The following is an 18855-nucleotide window of genomic DNA, read 5'->3' on the forward strand; positions in this document are numbered from 1 at the left end:
ATGCAATCTTTTATGTTATTCTGCAAAAGGAAAACAAACTCTATCCATATAAGCTTCCTCATCTTTAAAATGAGTAACAGTGTATTCCAAAAAACGATTAATGAGTGCTAGTAATAATTTTTCTTTGTTTTCAATGGGAGAATTTGCCAAACGATTAGCAATTGCTAAACATTGAAAAAGGTATTTATGTTCATCATCTAAAAGCTGATTCTTAACACTAAATTCTTCGCTCCATTCTAGCATAGGGCTACTCCCATTGATTATTTTAGTAGCGAATCATTATAACCCACAAAACTTTAATTATGTTTAAAAATTAGTTTTCTAAATTAGAATAAAAATTTTGGTAAAAATCTTGGAATTCACCCTTTAAAATAGCCTCTCTAGCCTCTCTAGCTAAATCCAAATAATAAGCAAGGTTATGAATACTTGCAAGACGAAAATAAGTCATTTCTCCCGCTCTAAAAAGATGATGCAAATAAGCTCTTGAAAAATTTTTGCAAGTGTAACATTGGCATTTAGAATCCAAAGGCATAGCATCAAGCTTAAACCGAGATGATTTAATAGAAAGTTTGCCAAAATGGGTAAAAATCGTGCCATTGCGCGCATTTCTTGTTGGCATCACACAATCAAACATATCCACACCTCTTGCGATAGCTTCTATAATATCTTGTGGTGTGCCAACCCCCATTAAATAGCGAGGTTTATCTTTGGGTAAAAGCGGAGTGGTGAATTCTAGCGTTTCATACATTAATTCATTAGGCTCTCCCACTGCCAATCCTCCAATAGCATAACCATCAAAATCTGCCATTGAAGTCAAATCTCTTGCGCTTATTTCTCTAAACTCTCTATCGGTTCCACCTTGATTAATTGCAAAAATATGATTAGTCCATTCCCTGCCCTGCTCCCTTGCTCGAATCTTTTGGGCATTGTGAAATGTGATTGCCTCATTAGCCCATTTGCTCGTGCGATTAATAGATTTTAAAATACGCTCTTTACTTGCTGGTAACCCCACCAAATCATCTAAAATCATCATAATATCACTATTTAAATCATATTGAATCTCCAACACCTTTTGAGGAGTAAAAAAGTGTTTACTTCCATCAATATGGCTCTTAAACAAAATTCCTTCATCAGAAACTTTAACATTATCGCTCAAACTAAAAGCTTGGAATCCGCCACTATCAGTTAAAAAATTTCTTGGGAATTGACTAAAATGATGCAATCCTCCTAGCTGCTTTATAACTTCTGATCCTGGTCGCAAATAAAGATGATAAGTATTCCCCAAAATAATAGGAGCATTAAGCGCTAATAAATCATTAAAATCTAGAGCTTTTACACAAGCTTGTGTGCCAACAGGCATAAAGATTGGTGTTTGGATTTCTCCATGTGCGAGTTTAAGGATACCTGCCCTTGCTTTACCATCAATATTTTGCAAATTAAATTCCATTTTCAACCTTTTTTTGTTACATTTTTAAAAAATTATTTAGGGTTTGCTATGCGAAAAGTGCTTTTAATTTTAGATGGAATTGTAGCAAAAGAATTTGCCACCACCATTATGAACAAATATTTTGATGAAAATTATTATATTTTTGTCTCTATAGATAAAGATCTCTTACCCAAAAATACAACCGAATATCACGAATCTTATCAATTTGACCCTTGCTCTTCTAGAAAATTAAAAGAGATTCTAAGCCCACAAATCACAGATTGCTACATTATAACAGAGCAAAAAGAAGATAGAGAAATTATCTACAATACTTTACGCGCCTATAGCAAAAATTTTCAAATTACCATACTTGGAGAACTCACTCCATCTAAAGAAATCAAAGAAGATAAGCAACTTAATTTAATTAGCAAATCTAATGTGCTAAGCGCTAAGCTTTTTGAAAAATTCCCCAATGTTCCACGAACAGCTAAATATATTGGCTTAGGGCAAGGCGAAATTATGCAAATTAATGTGCCATTTGGTAGTCCTTATGCTTATCGTAGCGTTGGAGTTATTAAACAAAAAAAATGGAAAATTGCTGTAATTTACCGCAATAATGAAGTGATTTTACCCAAATACTCTACAACTATTTTTCCCAACGATTCCTTGCTTTTAGTTGGAGATCCTACTACACTTTGGGATATTTATCACCGAATCAAAGAGGAAATAGGACAATTTCCAACACCTTTTGGGCGTGATGTGGTTTTATATTTTAATCTACTTAAGCCAAAAGCTTTAGAGATATGTTTAGAACAAACTTTATGGCTTTTTAGCAAATTTAAAAACAAGCGGTTGCATTTGTGTTTTTATAATCCCTCCTCACTGCAAGATCTTGAAACAATTAAAAATCACCCAGACTTAAATAAAGATAATATTTCGTGGCATATTGAATTTTATGAAACCTCGCTTAAAAATATTATTCTAAGGGACAAAAATAATAAAAATATCGGACTTATTTTGATTGACAAAAATATTTTTGAAAGTCATAAAAATTTCCTTTTTGATTTAGGGATTCCATTGCTTAAATTTGGAAATTCTCCGCTTAACTCATTAACTCATAGCGCTGTTATAATCCCTAAAAAAACCGAAGAAGCTGAAAAAATCTCTTCAGTTGTCTTTGATTTTTCTACCCAAATGGGCTTAAAAATTTTACTTTATGATTTTGATCCTGATAAAAACTATCATGAACAAGCCGCTGATTATTACCATCATATTGAAAAAGTTTTTGATAAGAAAATTGAGCTTATTAAATCTGATACGCTAAATCCCATTATTTGGCTAAATAGGCAAGAGCAGACCCTGCAAATCTTACCGCTTAAAAAAGAAACACTCCAAAAGCCCTTATGGTTTTCACTCACTGAAATAGAAAATCTAAGCACACATCTTCCTAATGTGCCACAGCTTTTTATTCCTCTCTCTGTTTAAGAATCTGATACCTAATCTCGGCTTCTTCCCAGTCTTGTAGCGTATCAATATCTTGAACTTCTCTCCTTGGCAGCAAAAAACTCCTTGAATCTTCAAAAATATTCTCCTTGTTCTGCCATACTTTTGCCCTAGCAAAGTAAAATTGCCCTGCATCGTGATAAATTTTTTCCAAATCTTGGGAACGCTTAGTAAAATGTTGAGTAAAAAGCATTTTATTTTTATTTTCTTTTATTCTAAAGGCTCTAAAGGGAGAGTAATCATATTCTACCGCCGATAAAAGATAACACAAGTCATCGCGACATAAAAATGCCTCTTGCAATCTCTTTGGATTTAAAAGTGGTGCTGTTGCATAGAGACAACACACCCATTCTTTTTGTAATTTTAGCTTTTGGATTCCCTCTATAATCACTTCTCTTGTCCCTATAAAATCTCCACTCAAAGCCTCTGTTCGCTTAAGTGGTAAAGCCCCAAACTTCTCTGCACACTCCAAAATCTCACAATCTTCACTAGAGACATAAATTTTAGAAAAAATTCCACTATTCTTTGCATTTTCAATACTATAAGCAAGAATTGGTTTGCCTAAAAAATTTTTAATATTTTTTCTTGGAATCCTTTTACTACCTCCACGCGCAGGAATAATGCAAATGCATTCTACTTGCATACAATCCACTTCCTTAAAGCTTCAATCACTTTTTCTTGTTCTTCAAAAGTTAGTGTTGGATACAAAGGGAGTGTTAGGGTATTTTTATAATATTTTTCTGCATTTTTAAAATCACCCTTTTTAAATCCAAATCGCGCATAAAAAGGTTGTAGATGAATGGGGATATAATGCACTTGTGGAGCAATACCCAAATCAAGCAAACGCGTATAAAGTTCCCTGCGTTTGATTCCAGAATTTTTATTTAGCAAAATCACATAAAGGTGAAAAGCGCTATAATTGTGCGATTCCACAAAAGGCAAGGTAATTTCTAAATCCGCCAATCTTTCGCTATAGATTTTAGCCAATTCATTGCGTTTTTGGACATAAGTATCTAATCTTTTTAACTGAGAGATTCCCAAACTCGCATGCAAATCACTCAAGCGATAGTTATAGCCCAGAATTTGTTGTTCATAATACCAAGGTGCTACATTTTTTTTATTTTCAAATTCCTCTTTATCTTTGGTGATTCCATGGCTTCTTAATTTTTGCATTTTTTGAGCATATTTAAGATTATTGGTAACTGCCATTCCACCCTCTGCAGAAGTGATGATTTTCACAGGATGGAAGCTAAAAACTACAATATCACTGAATCTGCAATTTCCAATGGGATAAGTGCGATATTTACCACCTAGCGCGTGAGAAGCATCTTCCACGATTTTAAAACCATACTTTTGGGATAACTGCCAAATCCTCTCCATTTCACAGCTTTGCCCCGCAAAATGAACTGCTACTAACACTTTAGGCAATTTGTTTTTCTTAGTTTTTTTAAGTTTTTCTTCTAATAAATCCACATCAAGATTATAGGTTTTTTTGTCAATATCTACAAAATCTACTTTTGCTCCACAATAAAGTGCGCAATTACTCGATGCTACAAAACTAATAGATGTAGTCCAAAGCCAATCTCCCTCACGCAATCCCAAAGCCAAAATCGCACAATGCAATGCCGAAGTAGCGCTATTAACTCCCACAGCATACTTTGCACCTACCTTTGTTGCAACCTGCGATTCAAATTCTGCAACCTTTGGTCCTTGAGTAATAAAAGGAGACTGCAAAACTTCTAGCACACTTTGTATGTCTTCTTGAATAATCTCTTGTTTCCCATAAGGTATCATCTTAATCTCCTAAAAGCTTTAAAAATGCTTCTGTGTTAAGCCATTGAGTGTTAGAACCAGAATTGTATTCAAAACCTCTTTGAACTAATTTTCCCACTTCACCTAATGCATTAGTGCTAAAATCTGTAATAAAATTAAATTGAATTGTTGGAGCAATCACAAAATGATCATTAAACTCATATGTAATATGACTATCATCACTTGGACACATTGTTTCATGGATTTTTTCTCCAGGACGAATCCCAATAATCTTATGAGGCAAATTTGGAGCAAGAGCCTTAGCTACTTCAGTGATTTTCATTGAGGGAATTTTAGGGACAAAAGTCTCTCCACCTTTCATTCTCTCAAAATTTTTCAAAACAAAATCCACCCCTTGCTGCAAGGTAATCATAAATCGCGTCATCTCTGTATCAGTAATAGGTAATTCTTTAGCTCCTTTAGCAATTAATTTTTGAAAAAATGGCACGACAGATCCCCTTGATCCAATAACATTCCCATAACGCACAACAGAAAAACGAGTTTTTCGGCTTCCTGTCATATTATTAGCCGCTACAAAAAGTTTATCACTAGCAAGTTTTGTAGCTCCATAAAGATTGATGGGATTAGCAGCTTTATCTGTAGAGAGAGCAATCACCTTTTCCACTCCATTAGCCAAGGCTGCGCTAATCACATTTTGCGCCCCATAAATATTTGTCTTAATACATTCTGTAGGATTGTATTCTGCAGCAGGCACTTGCTTAAGCGCTGCTGCGTGAATGATATAATCAATTCCATTTGTAGCCTCTTTTAATCTTGCTTCATCTCTCACATCACCCAAAAAATACCGCATACAAGAATCACTATAAACTTGTGCCATTTCATATTGCTTGAGTTCATCGCGAGAGAAAATCACGATTCTTTGAGGCTTATAACGCTTTAACAGGGTTTTTGTATATTGCTTCCCAAAGCTACCTGTCCCACCTGTAATTAAAATATTTTTACCATCAAACACAACTTCCCCTTAAGTTTGGATACCTTATTTTGCCATAAATCCCTTTAATTATTCAAAAGCATCTTTATAAAATTATTATTTAAGTAAAAAAGGTATATAATTAACCATTTTTCTAAAAAGTTTAAGGGTAAGATTATGGATATTAAATTAGTTCGCGAACACATTAGTGAAAAACCTCAAAAAGTTACAATAAAAAAATTAGAAGAAATGCTAGAAGCTCAAAAAATGGATATTTTTTATTGCGATAAAGAAAATTCCCATAAAGATATGATGGCATTAATGGAATACTTTGAAAAAAAAGGGAAACATGTTTATTTTAGAGAAGTTAAATATGGACTAGATGAAGGTGATTATATGTATGAATTCCACATATTATAATTTAAAGAGCTAGACTTGAACAAGAAACTCTATATTGAAACCTTAGGTTGTGCGATGAATGAACGCGATAGTGAGCACATCATCGCAGAACTTGAAGAAAAAGAAAATTACACACTAACAAAAAATCCAAAAGAAGCTGATTTGATTCTTATTAACACTTGTAGTGTGCGTGAAAAGCCCGAAAAAAAGCTTTTTTCTGAAATTGGACAATACGCAAAAATCAAAAAAGAAGATGCAAAAATCGGCATTTGTGGTTGCACTGCAAGCCACTTAGGTGATGAAATTTTAAAAAAATCCAAAGCTGTTAATTTTGTGCTTGGCGCTAGAAATGTTTCTAAAATCTCTCAAATTCTACACAAAGATCGTGTTGCTTGGGTAGATATTGATTATGATGATAGCACCTATGTTTTTAGCTCCAAACATAACTCAACTCTCAAAGGCATGATTAACATCTCCATTGGCTGCGATAAACAATGCACTTATTGCATTGTCCCACACACACGAGGCAATGAAATCTCAATCCCTGCTGATTTGATTTTAAAAGAAGCTAAGAAGCTTGTAGATAATGGCACAAAAGAGATTTTGCTTCTAGGGCAAAATGTGAATAATTATGGTCGGCGTTTTTCTAATGATCATCGCAAAATTAACTTCACACAACTTTTGAATGAAATTTCACAAATCAATGGTTTGGAGAGAATCCGATTTACTTCTCCACATCCCTTGCATATGGATGATGAATTTATCAATGAATTTGCAACCAATCCAAAAGTGTGCAAGGCAATCCATATGCCTTTGCAAAGTGGTTCTACAAAGATTTTACGAAAAATGAAGCGCGGATACTCTAAGGAATGGTTTTTAGATCGTGTGGCAAAAATGCGCTCTTTAATTCCTGAATTAAGTATTGGAACTGACATTATTGTGGGCTTTCCAACAGAGAGTGAGGAAGATTTTTTAGACACCTTAGATGTACTAGAGAAAGTGCGCTTTGACACGCTTTATAGTTTTATTTACTCCACACGCCCACACACACAAGCTGCAACCTGGCTTGATAATGGCGAAATCCAGCTTCTTGATGAGGAAATTGCCAAAAATAGATTAATGATTCTAAAAGATAGACACAAAGAAATCCTAGCACAAGAAAACGCTAAGCAACTTGGCAAAATTCACCTTGTATTATTTGAAAGCTATGATGAAGAAAACCTTCTTTTAGAAGGCAGAAGCGATACTAATAAACTTATAAGAGTTAAGGCAGGGAGAAACCTTATTGGAGAAATTTGTAATGTAAAAATCTCTGAAATCAAAGGTGCGCAGCTCATTGGAGAGCTTCTTTAGAATCTTAGAGATGAAAAATATCAAAAGAAAACTCATTCTTTTCTTTTCTCCCTCTTTGATTTTTTTTCTCATCAAACTTCTTTATAAAACCTGTAAAGTTGAATACCAAATTGACCCCAAAACACTAGAATTGCTTCAAAAACAACAAAATTTTATAGTAGCCTTTTGGCATGGGAATCTACTTATGCAACCTTGCCTTTTTAAGAAAATTCTAAAAAATAGCCCTCAAAAAGCCTATGTGCTTATTAGCCAACATTTTGATGGAGATATTATTAGTCGCGCAATCAAGCTCTTTGGGATTGATTCATTAAGAGGATCTAGTTCTAAGGGAAATATTAAAGTGCTTCTTTTAGCTCTAAGAAAACTTCAAGAAAATGATTTTATAGTCATCACTCCAGATGGACCAAGAGGACCCTATCACAGCATTGCAGATGGAATCGTGCTACTCTCCCAAAAATCAAAAAGACCTATTGTTTCCTCACAAATCCATTACCAAAAATTTTGGGAATTTAAGAGTTGGGATAGATTCCAAATACCAAAGCCTTTTAGTCGCATTACCCATATTTTAAAAGAGCCTTTGTGGATTGAAAACTTAGACTTAGATAAAGCAAAAGCCAAAATTCAACACATTATGGAAACTTGAAATTGAAAAATACTTTTTTATATTTGCTCTTAGGTGCGATTCTTTTATTGATTTTAGGGTATTTTTTTTCACCTTCTTATACCTTAAGCTCTCAAGCCAAGAAAGAATTTACCAAAGGAAACTACCAAGAATCTTATCAACTTGCCACGCTTGCACTCAAAGAAGACCCCTATAATCGTTCAGCCTTTAGCATTGCTAATCAATCCAAACAACGACTAAACCTCCAAAGATTCTTACAAAAAACGCAAGATTATTATAAAAAAGTCTCAAAACTACTCCAAAGTCCCTCCATAACTCCACAAGAACTTTTAGAGATTCAATGGATTTATGATGCCTTTAGTAAAGAATACGCCACTCTTTATTTCTTTAACAAGCCAACACCTGACGAAAAAGAAGCCATAGAAAATTATGCGCAATGGTTTAAGCAACTCAAAGAAAAAATTGACCTTGCAAAAAAGCAATCATCATTAAATAAATCTTAAGTTTAAGCAGATTTTTTATCAAACTTTGTTAGAATAAAAAAGACATTTTTAACAAAATTAATATCACACTTTTAAACAAGGCATTTAATGAAAATTATTCTTATTTTACTTTTATCTTTTAGTTATGCTTTATCGCAATTTAATTCCACTACTTACGATCTCAAAAGCGAAGAAGTGTTAAAAACTTTTGATGTGAATCCAGATTTTTTAAACAATCCCTACTTCATTGATGTTAAAAATTCCTTTTTAGGAGAAATCAAACAAGATTATTTACTTAAAAAATTTAAAGATAATTATGAATTTATTCCCACTTTAAAAGCAATGTTTTTAGAAGAAGATATTCCTCAAGAATTTCTCTATCTTGCAATGATTGAATCAGGTTTCTCACTCTCTGCAAAATCCAATAAACGCGCCGTTGGAATGTGGCAATTCGTGCCAAAAACTGCACAATCTTTGGGATTAGATATTAACACCCAAATTGATGAACGCAAAGATCTTATCAAATCCACTAAAGCAGCCATTGTTTATCTAAAAAGCCTAAAGCAACAATTTGGGAAATGGTATCTTGCAGCAATTGCTTATAATTGTGGAGAAGGCAGACTTAGAAAAGCTATCAAAGAAGCCAATAGCGATTCACTTAGCATACTCTTAGATACAGAAAAAAAGTATATTCCCCTTGAAAGTCGCATGTATATACGAAAGATTCTTTCGCTTTCACTCTTGTTTCACAATGTCAATATGCTTAAAACCAACGACTATGATTATTTTTTAAACCGCGGTGCTAACTCGCTCTTAGCCACCATTGAAGTTGCGCCTGCTACTCCACTTGCAAAAATTGCAAGAGAAGCCAATCTGCCTTTAAATAAACTCAAAGCCTACAATCCACAATTTAAGCGCAATATTACCCCAACATATGCCAAAATCTATTCTGTTTATTTACCTTATCAATTCTTAGCCACTTACAAAACAAATACTATTGATAAAGTCGCCATTCAAAACAAGCCTTACATACTTCATCGCGTCAATAAAGGCGACACAATTTACTCCATTTCTAAACACTATGGGGTTTCTTCAAAAACTATTACTCAATACAATGCTATTAAAAATGCTAATTCACTCTCTATCAATCAAGAGATTGTGATTCCTTTAGAGCAAGGATAAACTATGAAAAAAACTCTTTTTTTAAGCCTAATATTTACATTTTTGTTCTTTGGTTGTAGTAGCAAAAACAATCTTTACTACAATAAAACTCCTAATTATGGAACGATGAATAACAGCCAGCAAAGCCAAAAAGCTACGATGCGCCCTTATCAAATCAATGGCAAATGGTATTATCCAACTATGGTTGCTTTAGGCGAAACTTATGAGGGGATAGCTAGTTGGTATGGACCAAAATTCCACGGCAAAAAAACCTCCAATGGTGAAACTTATAGTATGTATGCTCACACAGCCGCTCATAAAACTCTGCCGATGAATACTATCGTGCGTGTTACAAGCAAAGAAAATGGAAAATCTACCATCGTTAGAATCAATGATCGCGGACCTTTTATTAGTGGCAGAATCATTGATTTATCTAATAGTGCAGCGCGTGATATAGATATGCTCCAAAAAGGGACTGCAAATGTCAGAATCGAAGTGATTGGATTTAATGGCGCAATCTCTAATTCTATTCCACTTACCAAAGAAACACTTGCTACAAGTGAATACAAAGTTGCTACCACGCAAACAAGCGTTCAGCTTTCAAAATTCTTAGTTCAAATTGGAGCCTTTAGAAATAAAAATGGAGCACAAAGATTTCAACAAACTCACGCAAACTCTCACGGATATAAAGCGATTATCAAAGAATATTCTCTTAATGGCTTACCTATTTATCGCGTTATGCTAAGTGGATTTCAAAGTGAGGCTGAAGCAAGAGATTTTATCTCTCTCCAAAAAATCGCTGGTGCATTCATCACTACGGAGTAAAATATGGAAACTTTAACAAGAAACACCAAAGAAACTCAAATCTCTGCTAGTTTAGAAGTCTATGGTTTTGGTATAGCAAATATCCAAACAGGAATTGGTTTTTTTGATCATATGTTACAATCGCTTTGCAAACACGCTTCTTGGAATCTAACCCTAGAGTGCAAGGGGGATTTGGAGGTGGATTATCATCATAGTGTTGAAGACTGCGGAATCGTTATTGGACAGCTTCTTAGAAACTCTCTTTTTCCTATTCAAAATGTCGAGCGCTTTGGTAATAGTGCAGTTGTAATGGATGAGGCTTGTGTAGAATGTGATTTGGATCTTAGCAATCGTCCTTTTTTGGTTTTTGAAGTCAAGACAGAGGGCAAAGTTGGCACTTTTGATTGCGAGTTGGTTGAGGAGTTTTTTAGGGCTTTAGTCTTTAATGCCGGTTTATCAGCGCATATCATACAAAAAAGAGGCAAGAATCGTCACCACCTTATTGAAGCTAGTTTCAAAGCCTTTGCTGTTGCCTTGCGTCGCGCTTGTGTTAAAAACGAGAAAATAGGAATCCCAAGCACCAAAGGTATCTTATGATTAAACTAATCGTGCTTGATGTTGATGGAACCCTAACTGATGGTAAAATCACTTATGATAATGAAGGAAATGAGCTTAAAAGCTTTAATGTCAAAGATGGACTTGGGATTGCTGCTTGGATCAAGCTTGGCAAAAAAGCGGCAATCATTACAGGCAGAAAATCACAAATCGTAGAAAATCGCGCCAAAGAGCTTGGCATCACCTACATCAAACAAGGAATCTCTAACAAAGCCAACGCACTTTATGAGATTTTAGATCAATCTCAAATTCACATTGATGAAGTTGCTATTATTGGCGATGATTTAAATGATTTATCTATGTTTAAAATCGCCAAATACACTTTTGCGCCTAAAGATTCTGCTAAAGAAATTCAAAGAATTGCTCACATGGTCCTAAGTAAAAAAGGTGGCAAAGGTGCTGTTAGAGAAATGATTGATATTCTTATCAAACAAGAAAACCTAGAGGATAAACTCTATGAGATTTTCTAGTCTAAGAAAACACAAAAACCCCTCAAAGCCAAAAAGTGGAAGAATCGTAACAGGCTTTTTTGTATGCCTTTCGCTTTTTAGCATTGCAATGGTTTTTATACTCAACAAGCAACAAGAGGAGAAAAAACAAGCTCTTGCAAATATTTCACGCTTTGAAGCTTTTGATTTTGAATATTACAAAATCTCATCACTAGGTGTAGAGACTTATGCTATAGGCAAAAATGCTAAAGAAACCAGCAAAGAAAGTGGCATTTTAGAGCAAATTAGTGTTAATCATTATTTGTTTGAAGAGCAAAAATCAGAATTTTTGCAATCTAGTTTAGCCTTTTTCAATAGGCAAGACATTCTTTTCCCCAAAGGCGTTAATTACACGCGTGATGCCATTAAATTTTGGAGTGAAGCGGCTAATTATTCTATCCCAACAAAAGAAATTTTAGGAAAGGGAGACTTTATGATTTTTAGCGAAACCTACAATATTCGGGGCAAAAATATTCTTTATAAAAATGGCAAAATCTATGCCAATAATGTTCATGGAACTCTTACAACGGATAAAAAATGAGGTTTTTCATTTTAATACTTGCCTTTTTATTGCCCTTGATTGCCGATGAAATAGTTATCGATGCCCAAGAGCTTATTGCCGATGAAAAAAGCAAAGTTACCCAACTAAAAGGAAATGTGCAAATCACAAGATTGCACGATAAGCTAAATTGTGATGAAGCCTATATTTTCTTAGATAAAAATAATAAGCCCACCAAAATGCAAGCCCTAGGAAATGTGAAGTTTTGGCTAACTTTAGAAAACAATCGCAAGATTCAAGGCAAAGCCAATGAACTTCTTTATTTTCCAAACACTCAAGAATATCAAATTATTGGTAGCGCTTTTGTAGAAGAACCTGCTAAAAAAAACGAAGTTAAAGGAGAAAAAATCATTATCCGCTATAAAGAGGGTTATATTAACATTGTTGGAGATGACAAAGCTCCTGCACGACTAATATTTAAACTTGACAAAGAAGCAAAAAAATGACTTACACACTCTCTAAAGCCAGTTTTTTTACCTCAGCGCAAAATCTCTCCCAATGCCCTCCACCACTCCTAAGTGAAATTACTTTTTTAGGGCGAAGTAATGTGGGTAAAAGCACCCTTATTAATCTCTTATGCAAACAAAAAAATCTAGCAAAAAGCTCTCAAACACCAGGAAAAACACAGCTTATTAACTTTTTTTTAACACATTGGAAACAAAAAGATAGTGATGAAATTTTACAAATTTATTTGGTTGATTTACCTGGATTTGGTTATGCTAAAGTCTCCAAAACACAAAAAGAGCTTTGGAATAAAAATCTCATTGAATTCTTAAAAAAGCGTGATAGTATCCGACTTTTTGTGCATTTGCGCGATAGTCGCCACCCTCATTTAGAAATTGATTCTAATCTTGTTGAATTTTTAAGACCTTTTTTAAGAAAAGATCAAAAAATCTTACAAATTTTTACCAAATTTGACAAACTCAACACTACCCAAAAAATCAATCTTAAAAAAGAATTTCCAAATGCGCTATTTTCTAGCTCTTTACAGAAAAACAACCTTCAAGAAATGAGCGATTTTATCCTTAATCACACGCTAGGAATTCAAACAAACCTTGGAGAAACAGAATGATTATCACGCGACCCACACTCAAAAATATCCCGCAAATGCGCGAGATTCTTAAGCCTGAAATTGAACGTGGAGTGATTTTAGAGAGACCCTTAGATATAATGGCAAATATGATTCGATCTTATCATATTGCTTGGGAAGAAGAAGAAATCCTAAGCTCACAGCAAAAACTCAATTTAGAAAATAAAAAGCTAGAGGATTTAAAAAAACCAATAATGCTAGGTTTTTGTGCGTTACATATTCATTCTTTGGAATTAGCAGAGATTCGCAGCCTTATTGTTGTGCCTTTTGCACAAAGAAAAGGCGTAGCAAGTGCCTTGATAGCAGATTGTCTTAAAGAGGGCAAAGTTTTGGGTATTGGTGAAGTTTTAGTTTTAACTTACAAAAGGGTTTTGTTTGAAAAAATGGGCTTTAATGAAATTAGCAAAGAAAAGATTCCTAATCAAAAAATTTGGGCGGATTGTATTTTATGCAAGCATTTTCCTCTATGCGACGAAATCGCACTGATAAAAAAATTCTAAGAATCTTTTTCTTAGTTATTGGCATTGTTTTTTATATTTCTATTAGTGATATTTACTATCTTTTGCCTCCACTTTTTGGAGTTATTTATGTATTAGCACAGGAGAGGTATGAAGCAAATGATATTAACGCCTTTTATTGGCTAATCCCCCTTTTAATTTTTCTTGAAACAAGCAAGGGATTGCCTTTTTTAAGCACTCTTTTGTTTATGGCTTTTTCTTTTAAAGTCATCTTACCAAAATTTAGAAAATTTTTTGGCTTTAGTAAAGTTTTTATCCCATTTTTTATTATTTATGCCTATTTTGGCTATTTTATATTTTTAAACTTTATGGGATTTTTATTGGATTATGATGTGCCACCATTTTCTTGGTTTCTTAGCTTTTATGCTGGGATTGAGATTGTGTTAATTTGGCTATTTTTATGGGTATTTTAAATGCATAAGCGTTTGTATTTTGTCTTTTTTTGTTTTATCGTCTTTTGGTTGATTTTACTAATAAAAATCTTTAACTTGAGTATTCTTAAAAATGAACAATATCAAGAACAAGCTATGAAAAATATCCTGCGTGAAGAAATCATTGCCCCTATTAGGGGAGAAATTTTTGATCGCAATGGGGAACCACTTGCCACAAATAACATAGGTTTTACAATTTCACTCCCACCCAACTTATCTTTACGATCAAATTTACCCATTTTAGAAAAAGAAATTGAATATCTTTTGACATTTTTTCCGCAACACACCAAAGAAGAATTGATAAAAAAATACCGACAAAAAGATTCGCCTTATAACCACGATTTTATTCCCATTATTGATTTTGTGGAGCACAGCTTTATCCTAAAACATTATCCGTATTTTTTTCAAAATGAAATTTTAAGAATCAGCCCTCTAGCAAGGCGTTATTATCCCCACAAACAAAGCGCTTCGCATATTATTGGCTATGTTAGCAGAGCAAATGAAAGAGACATAGAGCTTCAGCCTATTTCTAATTATACTCAAAACATTGGCAAAGATGGACTAGAGAAGCAATATGATGACTTTTTACAAGGACAACTTGGCAAGAGAGTAATAAAAGTTGATGCCCTAAATCGCGAGATTCAAACCCTCTCTCACCAAGATTCTAAAAAGGGCGATTCTCTAATTACTACTTTGGATATCGAATTACAAAAAGCAATGGATCAAGCTTTTGAAGGAAAAAATGGCACTGCTATTATTATGGATGCTACCAATGGAGAGATTCTAGCCGCAGGAAGCTACCCTGAATACGATCTAAATCAATTCATTGGCGGAATCTCACACGACAATTGGAATGCCTTGCGTGATAGCCCATACAAACCCCTTATTAACAAATTTGCCAATGGATTATATCCGCCAGGATCGGTAATAAAAATGGGAATGGGATTAGCCTTTTTGGAATATGCAAAAATTGATGAAAAAGAAGAGCTTAATACTCCTGCTTTTATTGAATCAGGTGGAAGAAAATTTCGTGATTGGAAAAAAGGAGGTCATGGAAAATCTGATCTCTATAAAGCCCTAAAACGAAGTGTGGATGTGTATTTTTATCTCCTTTCTCAAAAGGTTGATTTTGAAGATATTGCCAATGTCTTAAAACAAATGGGATTAGGCGAAAAAACTGGAGTTGATTTGCCTAGCGAATCGCGCGGAATTGTCCCTTCTCCTAGCCTGAAATTCAAGCGCTTTAGAGATAAATGGTATGAAGGTGATAGTATTATTAGCTCCATAGGACAAGGTATGTTTCTTACTACTCCTTTGCAAATTGCAAACTACACTTCCCTTATTGCAACAGGCAAACTCCCCACTCCTCATTTTGCCAAACACATTCAAGATAAAATCCAATCCTACCCACCCAAAGATGTGTTAAATGATTTTCAAAAAAGCAAAATGGGAGTTTTACGCGAGGGAATGCGACAAGTCTGTAGCGAAACAGATGGCACTGCTTATTATGCCACACGCGCCAGTAGAGTGAAACTAGCTTGTAAAACAGGAACTGCACAAGTTGTTGGAATCTCGCAAGAAGATGAAGAAAGAATCAAAGAAGAAGAAATGGATTATTTTCATCGCTCACAAGCTTGGATTACAGGATTTTTACCCATTGATAATCCTAAATATGTAATTACAATTATGGTAGAACACGGCGGTAGCGGATCTGGTGCTGGGGGACCGCTTTTAGCAGAACTTGCTAATGCCCTAATAGACTGGGGCTATGTCAAAGGGACGCGCAAAAAAAAGGAATAGTAATGACTTTAGATTTTCTCCCAAAACTCCTTGCAAACAAAAAAATCATTCTAGGAATCTGCGGTAGTATTGCCATTTATAAATCAATAGAAATTTTGCGTAACCTCCAAAAACTTGGTGCGAGTGTGCGCGTTGTAATGAGTGATGATTCGCAAAAATTTATCAATCCGCTTTTATTTGAAGCACTTTGTGGTTACCAAGTGCTAACCACGCAATCCCAAAATTGGGGAGAGATTCCACACAATCACATTGAAATAGCCTCGTGGGGCGATATATTTTTAATAGCTCCAATTAGTGCTAATTCTCTTAATAAGGTCGCTTATGGAATAGCAGATAATATTCTTTTGGAGAGTTTTTTAGCCTTTGATGGTCCAAAACTCATCGCTCCTGCTGCTAATACCAAAATGCTCCAAAATCCTGCCACCCAAAGTGCTTTAAATCTTCTTATTCAAAGAGGAATCGCCATTATTCCCTCCCAAAGTAAAGAACTTGCCTGTAAAACTATAGGCGATGGCGCATTAGCCGATCCTTTAGAAATTACTTACCAAACCATTCGCGCATTTTATCAAGAAAAGTTTTGGGAAAATAAAGCCCTTTGTATCACAAGTGGAGGTAGCAAAGAAAATATTGATAGTGTGCGCTATCTTTCAAATCATTCTAGCGGAAAAATGGGCGCTTCTTTGGCTTTAGCGGGATATTTTCTAGGCGCAAAGGTTACTTATATAGGTAGCCTATGCCCCTACCCTCTCCCACTTAGAATCAATTATAATTCCGTACAAAGCACTCAAGACTTTCTCCAATCTATCCAAAAATGGCAAGAATCTAATGCTTTTTCTAAAGATTCTTTTTTATTTATGAGTGCAGCCATTAGCGATTATACCCCAAAAGAATCCTTTCAAGGCAAACTCAAAAAAGAAACCATAGGGCAAGAGTGGAATCTATGCTTACAAAAGAATCTTGATATTTTAAGCACTATTAGCAAAAAACAAACTACAATTGGCTTTAAACTAGAAAGCCAAAATGGATTAGAAAATGCCATCAAAGCCTTGCAAAATAAAAATTTAGATGCAATTTGCCTTAATGAAATCTCCCCTTCTTTAAATCCTATGAATGCTACAGAAAATCAAATTACATGGGTTAGCCAAAAATCTCAAAAAAACTTAGGCAAAAGTGATAAATTAACCCTTGCATTCCAAATTCTTAATGAGGCAAAAAGTTTATGATAAAGCAAATGGGGCAACTCACGCAAGTGCAAAATCAACTCCAAAATGCAGCAGGTAAAACCACGCAATTTAATGCCACATTGCCTATGAAGCTTGAAGTAATGGAAAAACTACAAGGAATCCGCTATATGATAAAAGTAGGCAATATTGCAATGGAAACAAAAAGCATTAAAGATTTGGAAATTGGTGGCAAATATTGGGCGATGATGGGAAAAAATACAAGCGGATCTATCACACTTTCAAATCTTATTAAACAACCAAAACTTCTCAAAGATGAAAATATACCACTAAAACTAAGCAATGAGGCGATGCAACAATTTTTACAGGGGGAAAGTCCCTTTGAAGTTATGCGTGGATTTTTAACCGAACGACTTGGAAATGCCGAGAGCAAGTGGGAATTTGCCTTTTTAAGCCATATGCTAATGTCGCTCAAACACAAAGTTTTAACTCTCCCCTTGCATTATGATGATGAAAAGAAAAATGGCTTTATGCAATTGCGCAAAAAGAAAATAGCCAATCAAAACGCCCTAGAATTTTATTCGGTTTTTGCAAATCTTGGTGCAACTTGGGGAGTCTTGTATAATCTTGATTTAGGGACAAGACTTGATATTTATGTTATGTATGAAAGCGTGGCTAGAATCCTAAAAAACAATCTTAGTGAGCTAAAATTTATCGCACAAACTAATATTAATGTGGATAGCACAATCACCCCACTTTATGATTTTAGCGATTCTTTGCTTGATTTAGAAGGTTAAATGTTAAATCATCTTGCAATTATTATGGACGGCAATGGGAGATGGGCAAAAAACCGATTCAAACCTCGTTTTTTTGGTCATCAAGAGGGAGCAAAAATCATTCATTCTATCACTGAAACCTGCGTAAAAAAAGACATAAAATACCTAAGTCTCTATGCTTTCTCCACGGAAAATTGGAATCGCCCCAAAAAAGAAATTGATTTTTTAATGAATTTGTTAGAAAAATATCTGCACGATCAAACCCAAACCTATCTTAATTCAAATATTGTTTTTAAGGTTATTGGCGATATTTCCGCTTTTAGCCCAAAATTACAAGAAAAAATCCACCATTTACAATCTATTACCGCAGAATCTTGCAATGGCTTAACACAGATTCTTGCCCTAAATTATGGTGCAAAAGATGAGCTAAGGCGCACATTTTTAAAAATCCAAAGCAAAAATCTCCCCATAACACAAGAATCAATCACGCAAAACCTCGATACAGCAGGAATCCCTGAAGTAGATATGCTAATTCGCACTGGTGGGGAACAGAGGCTTTCAAACTTTTTACTTTGGCAAAGTGCTTATGCTGAACTCTTTTTTACCAAAACTTTATGGCCTGATTTTAGAAGCGATGAACTTGAAGCAATGATAGAAAAATTTGCGACAAGACAAAGGCGCTTTGGCGCAATTTGATAATTTTGCCTACTACATGCTCTCTAAAGCTCTAAAAAGTAACAAATCTTTAATTGCTTATGCTATAAATTTAAAATTGAAAACCCAATGAACATTTTATAAACGATAATTAGCTGGAGATTGAATTCCTCGGCTTTTGCGACTACAAAATTCAAATTTGGAATAATATTTGCTTTATTTTCTGCAAAATACTTTTTTAAAAAGGATT

General features: G+C 34.5%; 23 protein-coding genes. 18 read left to right on the forward strand and 5 right to left on the reverse strand.

Annotated elements, in window-relative coordinates; all coding sequences use genetic code 11:
• Window positions 1-15 precede the first annotated feature (15 nt).
• Complete coding sequence (locus tag CCY98_RS08585) at window positions 16-243, reverse strand: hemerythrin domain-containing protein (protein WP_258438352.1); 228 nt, start codon at window positions 241-243, stop codon at window positions 16-18.
• Between the two features lie 70 nt (window positions 244-313).
• Complete coding sequence (tgt, locus tag CCY98_RS03525) at window positions 314-1447, reverse strand: tRNA guanosine(34) transglycosylase Tgt (RefSeq protein ID WP_112057213.1); 1134 nt, start codon at window positions 1445-1447, stop codon at window positions 314-316.
• Window positions 1448-1495: 48 nt separating this feature from the next.
• Here tgt and CCY98_RS03530 point away from each other — a divergent pair, with 48 nt between their 5' ends.
• Window positions 1496-2911, forward strand: coding sequence for a hypothetical protein (locus CCY98_RS03530; protein ID WP_112057214.1), 1416 nt, complete (start codon window positions 1496-1498; stop codon window positions 2909-2911).
• On the opposite strand, the gene pseF is transcribed toward CCY98_RS03530, so the two are convergent.
• Genes pseF through pseB form a run of 3 tightly spaced genes read right to left on the reverse strand, consistent with a single transcriptional unit; the run spans window position 2892 to window position 5714 of the window.
• Window positions 2892-3572 (reverse strand): pseudaminic acid cytidylyltransferase, encoded by a 681-nt coding sequence (pseF, locus tag CCY98_RS03535; RefSeq protein WP_112057215.1) that lies wholly within the window; start codon window positions 3570-3572, stop codon window positions 2892-2894. The two genes, CCY98_RS03530 and pseF, sit on opposite strands and share 20 nt — an antisense overlap.
• Window positions 3563-4723 carry a UDP-4-amino-4,6-dideoxy-N-acetyl-beta-L-altrosamine transaminase gene (gene pseC / locus CCY98_RS03540; RefSeq protein WP_112057216.1) on the reverse strand — a complete coding sequence of 387 codons (1161 nt, stop codon included), beginning with the start codon at window positions 4721-4723 and terminating at the stop codon, window positions 3563-3565. The genes pseF and pseC overlap by 10 nt, the downstream gene beginning before the upstream one ends.
• 1 nt (window position 4724) lies before the next feature.
• Window positions 4725-5714, reverse strand: a complete 990-nt coding sequence (pseB, locus tag CCY98_RS03545; RefSeq protein WP_112057217.1) for a UDP-N-acetylglucosamine 4,6-dehydratase (inverting) — start codon at window positions 5712-5714, stop codon at window positions 4725-4727.
• Window positions 5715-5849: 135 nt separating this feature from the next.
• Between pseB and CCY98_RS03550 the strand changes: the two genes are divergently transcribed.
• The 17 genes from CCY98_RS03550 (at window position 5850) to CCY98_RS03630 (ending at window position 18647) form a co-directional block, all read left to right on the forward strand.
• A complete protein-coding gene (locus tag CCY98_RS03550; protein WP_112057218.1) occupies window positions 5850-6092 on the forward strand; it encodes an HP0268 family nuclease in 243 nt (80 codons plus the stop codon).
• A 15-nt stretch (window positions 6093-6107) separates the two neighbouring features.
• Window positions 6108-7424 (forward strand): tRNA (N6-isopentenyl adenosine(37)-C2)-methylthiotransferase MiaB, encoded by a 1317-nt coding sequence (miaB, locus tag CCY98_RS03555; protein WP_112057219.1) that lies wholly within the window; start codon window positions 6108-6110, stop codon window positions 7422-7424.
• Between the two features lie 10 nt (window positions 7425-7434).
• Window positions 7435-8067, forward strand: coding sequence for a lysophospholipid acyltransferase family protein (locus CCY98_RS03560; RefSeq protein ID WP_112057279.1), 633 nt, complete (start codon window positions 7435-7437; stop codon window positions 8065-8067).
• 2 nt (window positions 8068-8069) lie between these two features.
• Window positions 8070-8549 carry a hypothetical protein gene (locus CCY98_RS03565; RefSeq protein ID WP_112057220.1) on the forward strand — a complete coding sequence of 160 codons (480 nt, stop codon included), beginning with the start codon at window positions 8070-8072 and terminating at the stop codon, window positions 8547-8549.
• Between the two features lie 87 nt (window positions 8550-8636).
• Window positions 8637-9710, forward strand: a complete 1074-nt coding sequence (locus CCY98_RS03570) for a lytic transglycosylase domain-containing protein (RefSeq protein WP_112057221.1) — start codon at window positions 8637-8639, stop codon at window positions 9708-9710.
• 3 nt (window positions 9711-9713) lie between these two features.
• Entirely contained in the window at window positions 9714-10514 is an 801-nt protein-coding gene (locus CCY98_RS03575; RefSeq protein ID WP_112057222.1) for a septal ring lytic transglycosylase RlpA family protein, read from the forward strand.
• 3 nt (window positions 10515-10517) lie between these two features.
• Window positions 10518-11090, forward strand: coding sequence for an imidazoleglycerol-phosphate dehydratase HisB (gene hisB, locus CCY98_RS03580; RefSeq protein ID WP_112057223.1), 573 nt, complete (start codon window positions 10518-10520; stop codon window positions 11088-11090).
• A complete protein-coding gene (locus CCY98_RS03585) occupies window positions 11087-11578 on the forward strand; it encodes an HAD-IIIA family hydrolase (protein WP_112057224.1) in 492 nt (163 codons plus the stop codon). Before hisB ends, CCY98_RS03585 begins: the two co-directional genes overlap by 4 nt.
• On the forward strand, window positions 11565-12137 hold the full coding sequence (locus CCY98_RS03590) for a hypothetical protein (protein WP_112057225.1): 573 nt from the start codon (window positions 11565-11567) through the stop codon (window positions 12135-12137). The genes CCY98_RS03585 and CCY98_RS03590 overlap by 14 nt, the downstream gene beginning before the upstream one ends.
• Complete coding sequence (gene lptA, locus CCY98_RS03595; protein WP_112057226.1) at window positions 12134-12601, forward strand: lipopolysaccharide transport periplasmic protein LptA; 468 nt, start codon at window positions 12134-12136, stop codon at window positions 12599-12601. The genes CCY98_RS03590 and lptA overlap by 4 nt, the downstream gene beginning before the upstream one ends.
• Window positions 12598-13227, forward strand: a complete 630-nt coding sequence (gene yihA / locus CCY98_RS03600) for a ribosome biogenesis GTP-binding protein YihA/YsxC (RefSeq protein ID WP_112057227.1) — start codon at window positions 12598-12600, stop codon at window positions 13225-13227. Before lptA ends, yihA begins: the two co-directional genes overlap by 4 nt.
• Entirely contained in the window at window positions 13224-13745 is a 522-nt protein-coding gene (locus tag CCY98_RS03605; protein WP_112057228.1) for a GNAT family N-acetyltransferase, read from the forward strand. The genes yihA and CCY98_RS03605 overlap by 4 nt, the downstream gene beginning before the upstream one ends.
• Window positions 13712-14176 (forward strand): hypothetical protein, encoded by a 465-nt coding sequence (locus CCY98_RS03610; RefSeq protein WP_250604400.1) that lies wholly within the window; start codon window positions 13712-13714, stop codon window positions 14174-14176. The genes CCY98_RS03605 and CCY98_RS03610 overlap by 34 nt, the downstream gene beginning before the upstream one ends.
• Entirely contained in the window at window positions 14177-15994 is a 1818-nt protein-coding gene (gene mrdA, locus CCY98_RS03615; protein ID WP_112057229.1) for a penicillin-binding protein 2, read from the forward strand.
• A gap of 2 nt (window positions 15995-15996) precedes the next feature.
• Complete coding sequence (gene coaBC / locus CCY98_RS03620) at window positions 15997-17217, forward strand: bifunctional phosphopantothenoylcysteine decarboxylase/phosphopantothenate--cysteine ligase CoaBC (protein ID WP_112057230.1); 1221 nt, start codon at window positions 15997-15999, stop codon at window positions 17215-17217.
• Window positions 17214-17972, forward strand: a complete 759-nt coding sequence (locus CCY98_RS03625) for a hypothetical protein (protein WP_112057231.1) — start codon at window positions 17214-17216, stop codon at window positions 17970-17972. The genes coaBC and CCY98_RS03625 overlap by 4 nt, the downstream gene beginning before the upstream one ends.
• The gene (locus tag CCY98_RS03630) at window positions 17973-18647 is read left to right on the forward strand and encodes a di-trans,poly-cis-decaprenylcistransferase (protein WP_112057232.1); all 675 of its coding nucleotides are present in this window, start codon (window positions 17973-17975) and stop codon (window positions 18645-18647) included.
• The last annotated feature ends 208 nt before the right edge of the window (window positions 18648-18855 follow it).

Source organism: Helicobacter sp. 11-8110 (assembly GCF_003288905.1).
Taxonomy (GTDB): Bacteria; Campylobacterota; Campylobacteria; order Campylobacterales; family Helicobacteraceae; genus Helicobacter_D; species Helicobacter_D colisuis.

Coding starts and splice junctions, on each gene's coding strand:
- CCY98_RS03610 (WP_250604400.1), top strand. CDS start 13,712: ATGCGACGAAATCGCACTGATAAAAAAATTCTAAGAATCTTTTTCTTA.
- CCY98_RS03625 (WP_112057231.1), top strand. CDS start 17,214: ATGATAAAGCAAATGGGGCAACTCACGCAAGTGCAAAATCAACTCCAA.
- yihA (WP_112057227.1), top strand. CDS start 12,598: ATGACTTACACACTCTCTAAAGCCAGTTTTTTTACCTCAGCGCAAAAT.
- CCY98_RS03590 (WP_112057225.1), top strand. CDS start 11,565: ATGAGATTTTCTAGTCTAAGAAAACACAAAAACCCCTCAAAGCCAAAA.
- CCY98_RS03550 (WP_112057218.1), top strand. CDS start 5,850: ATGGATATTAAATTAGTTCGCGAACACATTAGTGAAAAACCTCAAAAA.
- coaBC (WP_112057230.1), top strand. CDS start 15,997: ATGACTTTAGATTTTCTCCCAAAACTCCTTGCAAACAAAAAAATCATT.
- CCY98_RS03570 (WP_112057221.1), top strand. CDS start 8,637: ATGAAAATTATTCTTATTTTACTTTTATCTTTTAGTTATGCTTTATCG.
- hisB (WP_112057223.1), top strand. CDS start 10,518: ATGGAAACTTTAACAAGAAACACCAAAGAAACTCAAATCTCTGCTAGT.
- pseC (WP_112057216.1), bottom strand. CDS start 4,723: ATGATACCTTATGGGAAACAAGAGATTATTCAAGAAGACATACAAAGT.
- pseF (WP_112057215.1), bottom strand. CDS start 3,572: ATGCAAGTAGAATGCATTTGCATTATTCCTGCGCGTGGAGGTAGTAAA.
- lptA (WP_112057226.1), top strand. CDS start 12,134: ATGAGGTTTTTCATTTTAATACTTGCCTTTTTATTGCCCTTGATTGCC.
- CCY98_RS03575 (WP_112057222.1), top strand. CDS start 9,714: ATGAAAAAAACTCTTTTTTTAAGCCTAATATTTACATTTTTGTTCTTT.
- CCY98_RS03585 (WP_112057224.1), top strand. CDS start 11,087: ATGATTAAACTAATCGTGCTTGATGTTGATGGAACCCTAACTGATGGT.
- mrdA (WP_112057229.1), top strand. CDS start 14,177: ATGCATAAGCGTTTGTATTTTGTCTTTTTTTGTTTTATCGTCTTTTGG.
- CCY98_RS08585 (WP_258438352.1), bottom strand. CDS start 243: ATGCTAGAATGGAGCGAAGAATTTAGTGTTAAGAATCAGCTTTTAGAT.
- tgt (WP_112057213.1), bottom strand. CDS start 1,447: ATGGAATTTAATTTGCAAAATATTGATGGTAAAGCAAGGGCAGGTATC.
- CCY98_RS03560 (WP_112057279.1), top strand. CDS start 7,435: ATGAAAAATATCAAAAGAAAACTCATTCTTTTCTTTTCTCCCTCTTTG.
- CCY98_RS03530 (WP_112057214.1), top strand. CDS start 1,496: ATGCGAAAAGTGCTTTTAATTTTAGATGGAATTGTAGCAAAAGAATTT.
- CCY98_RS03630 (WP_112057232.1), top strand. CDS start 17,973: ATGTTAAATCATCTTGCAATTATTATGGACGGCAATGGGAGATGGGCA.
- CCY98_RS03605 (WP_112057228.1), top strand. CDS start 13,224: ATGATTATCACGCGACCCACACTCAAAAATATCCCGCAAATGCGCGAG.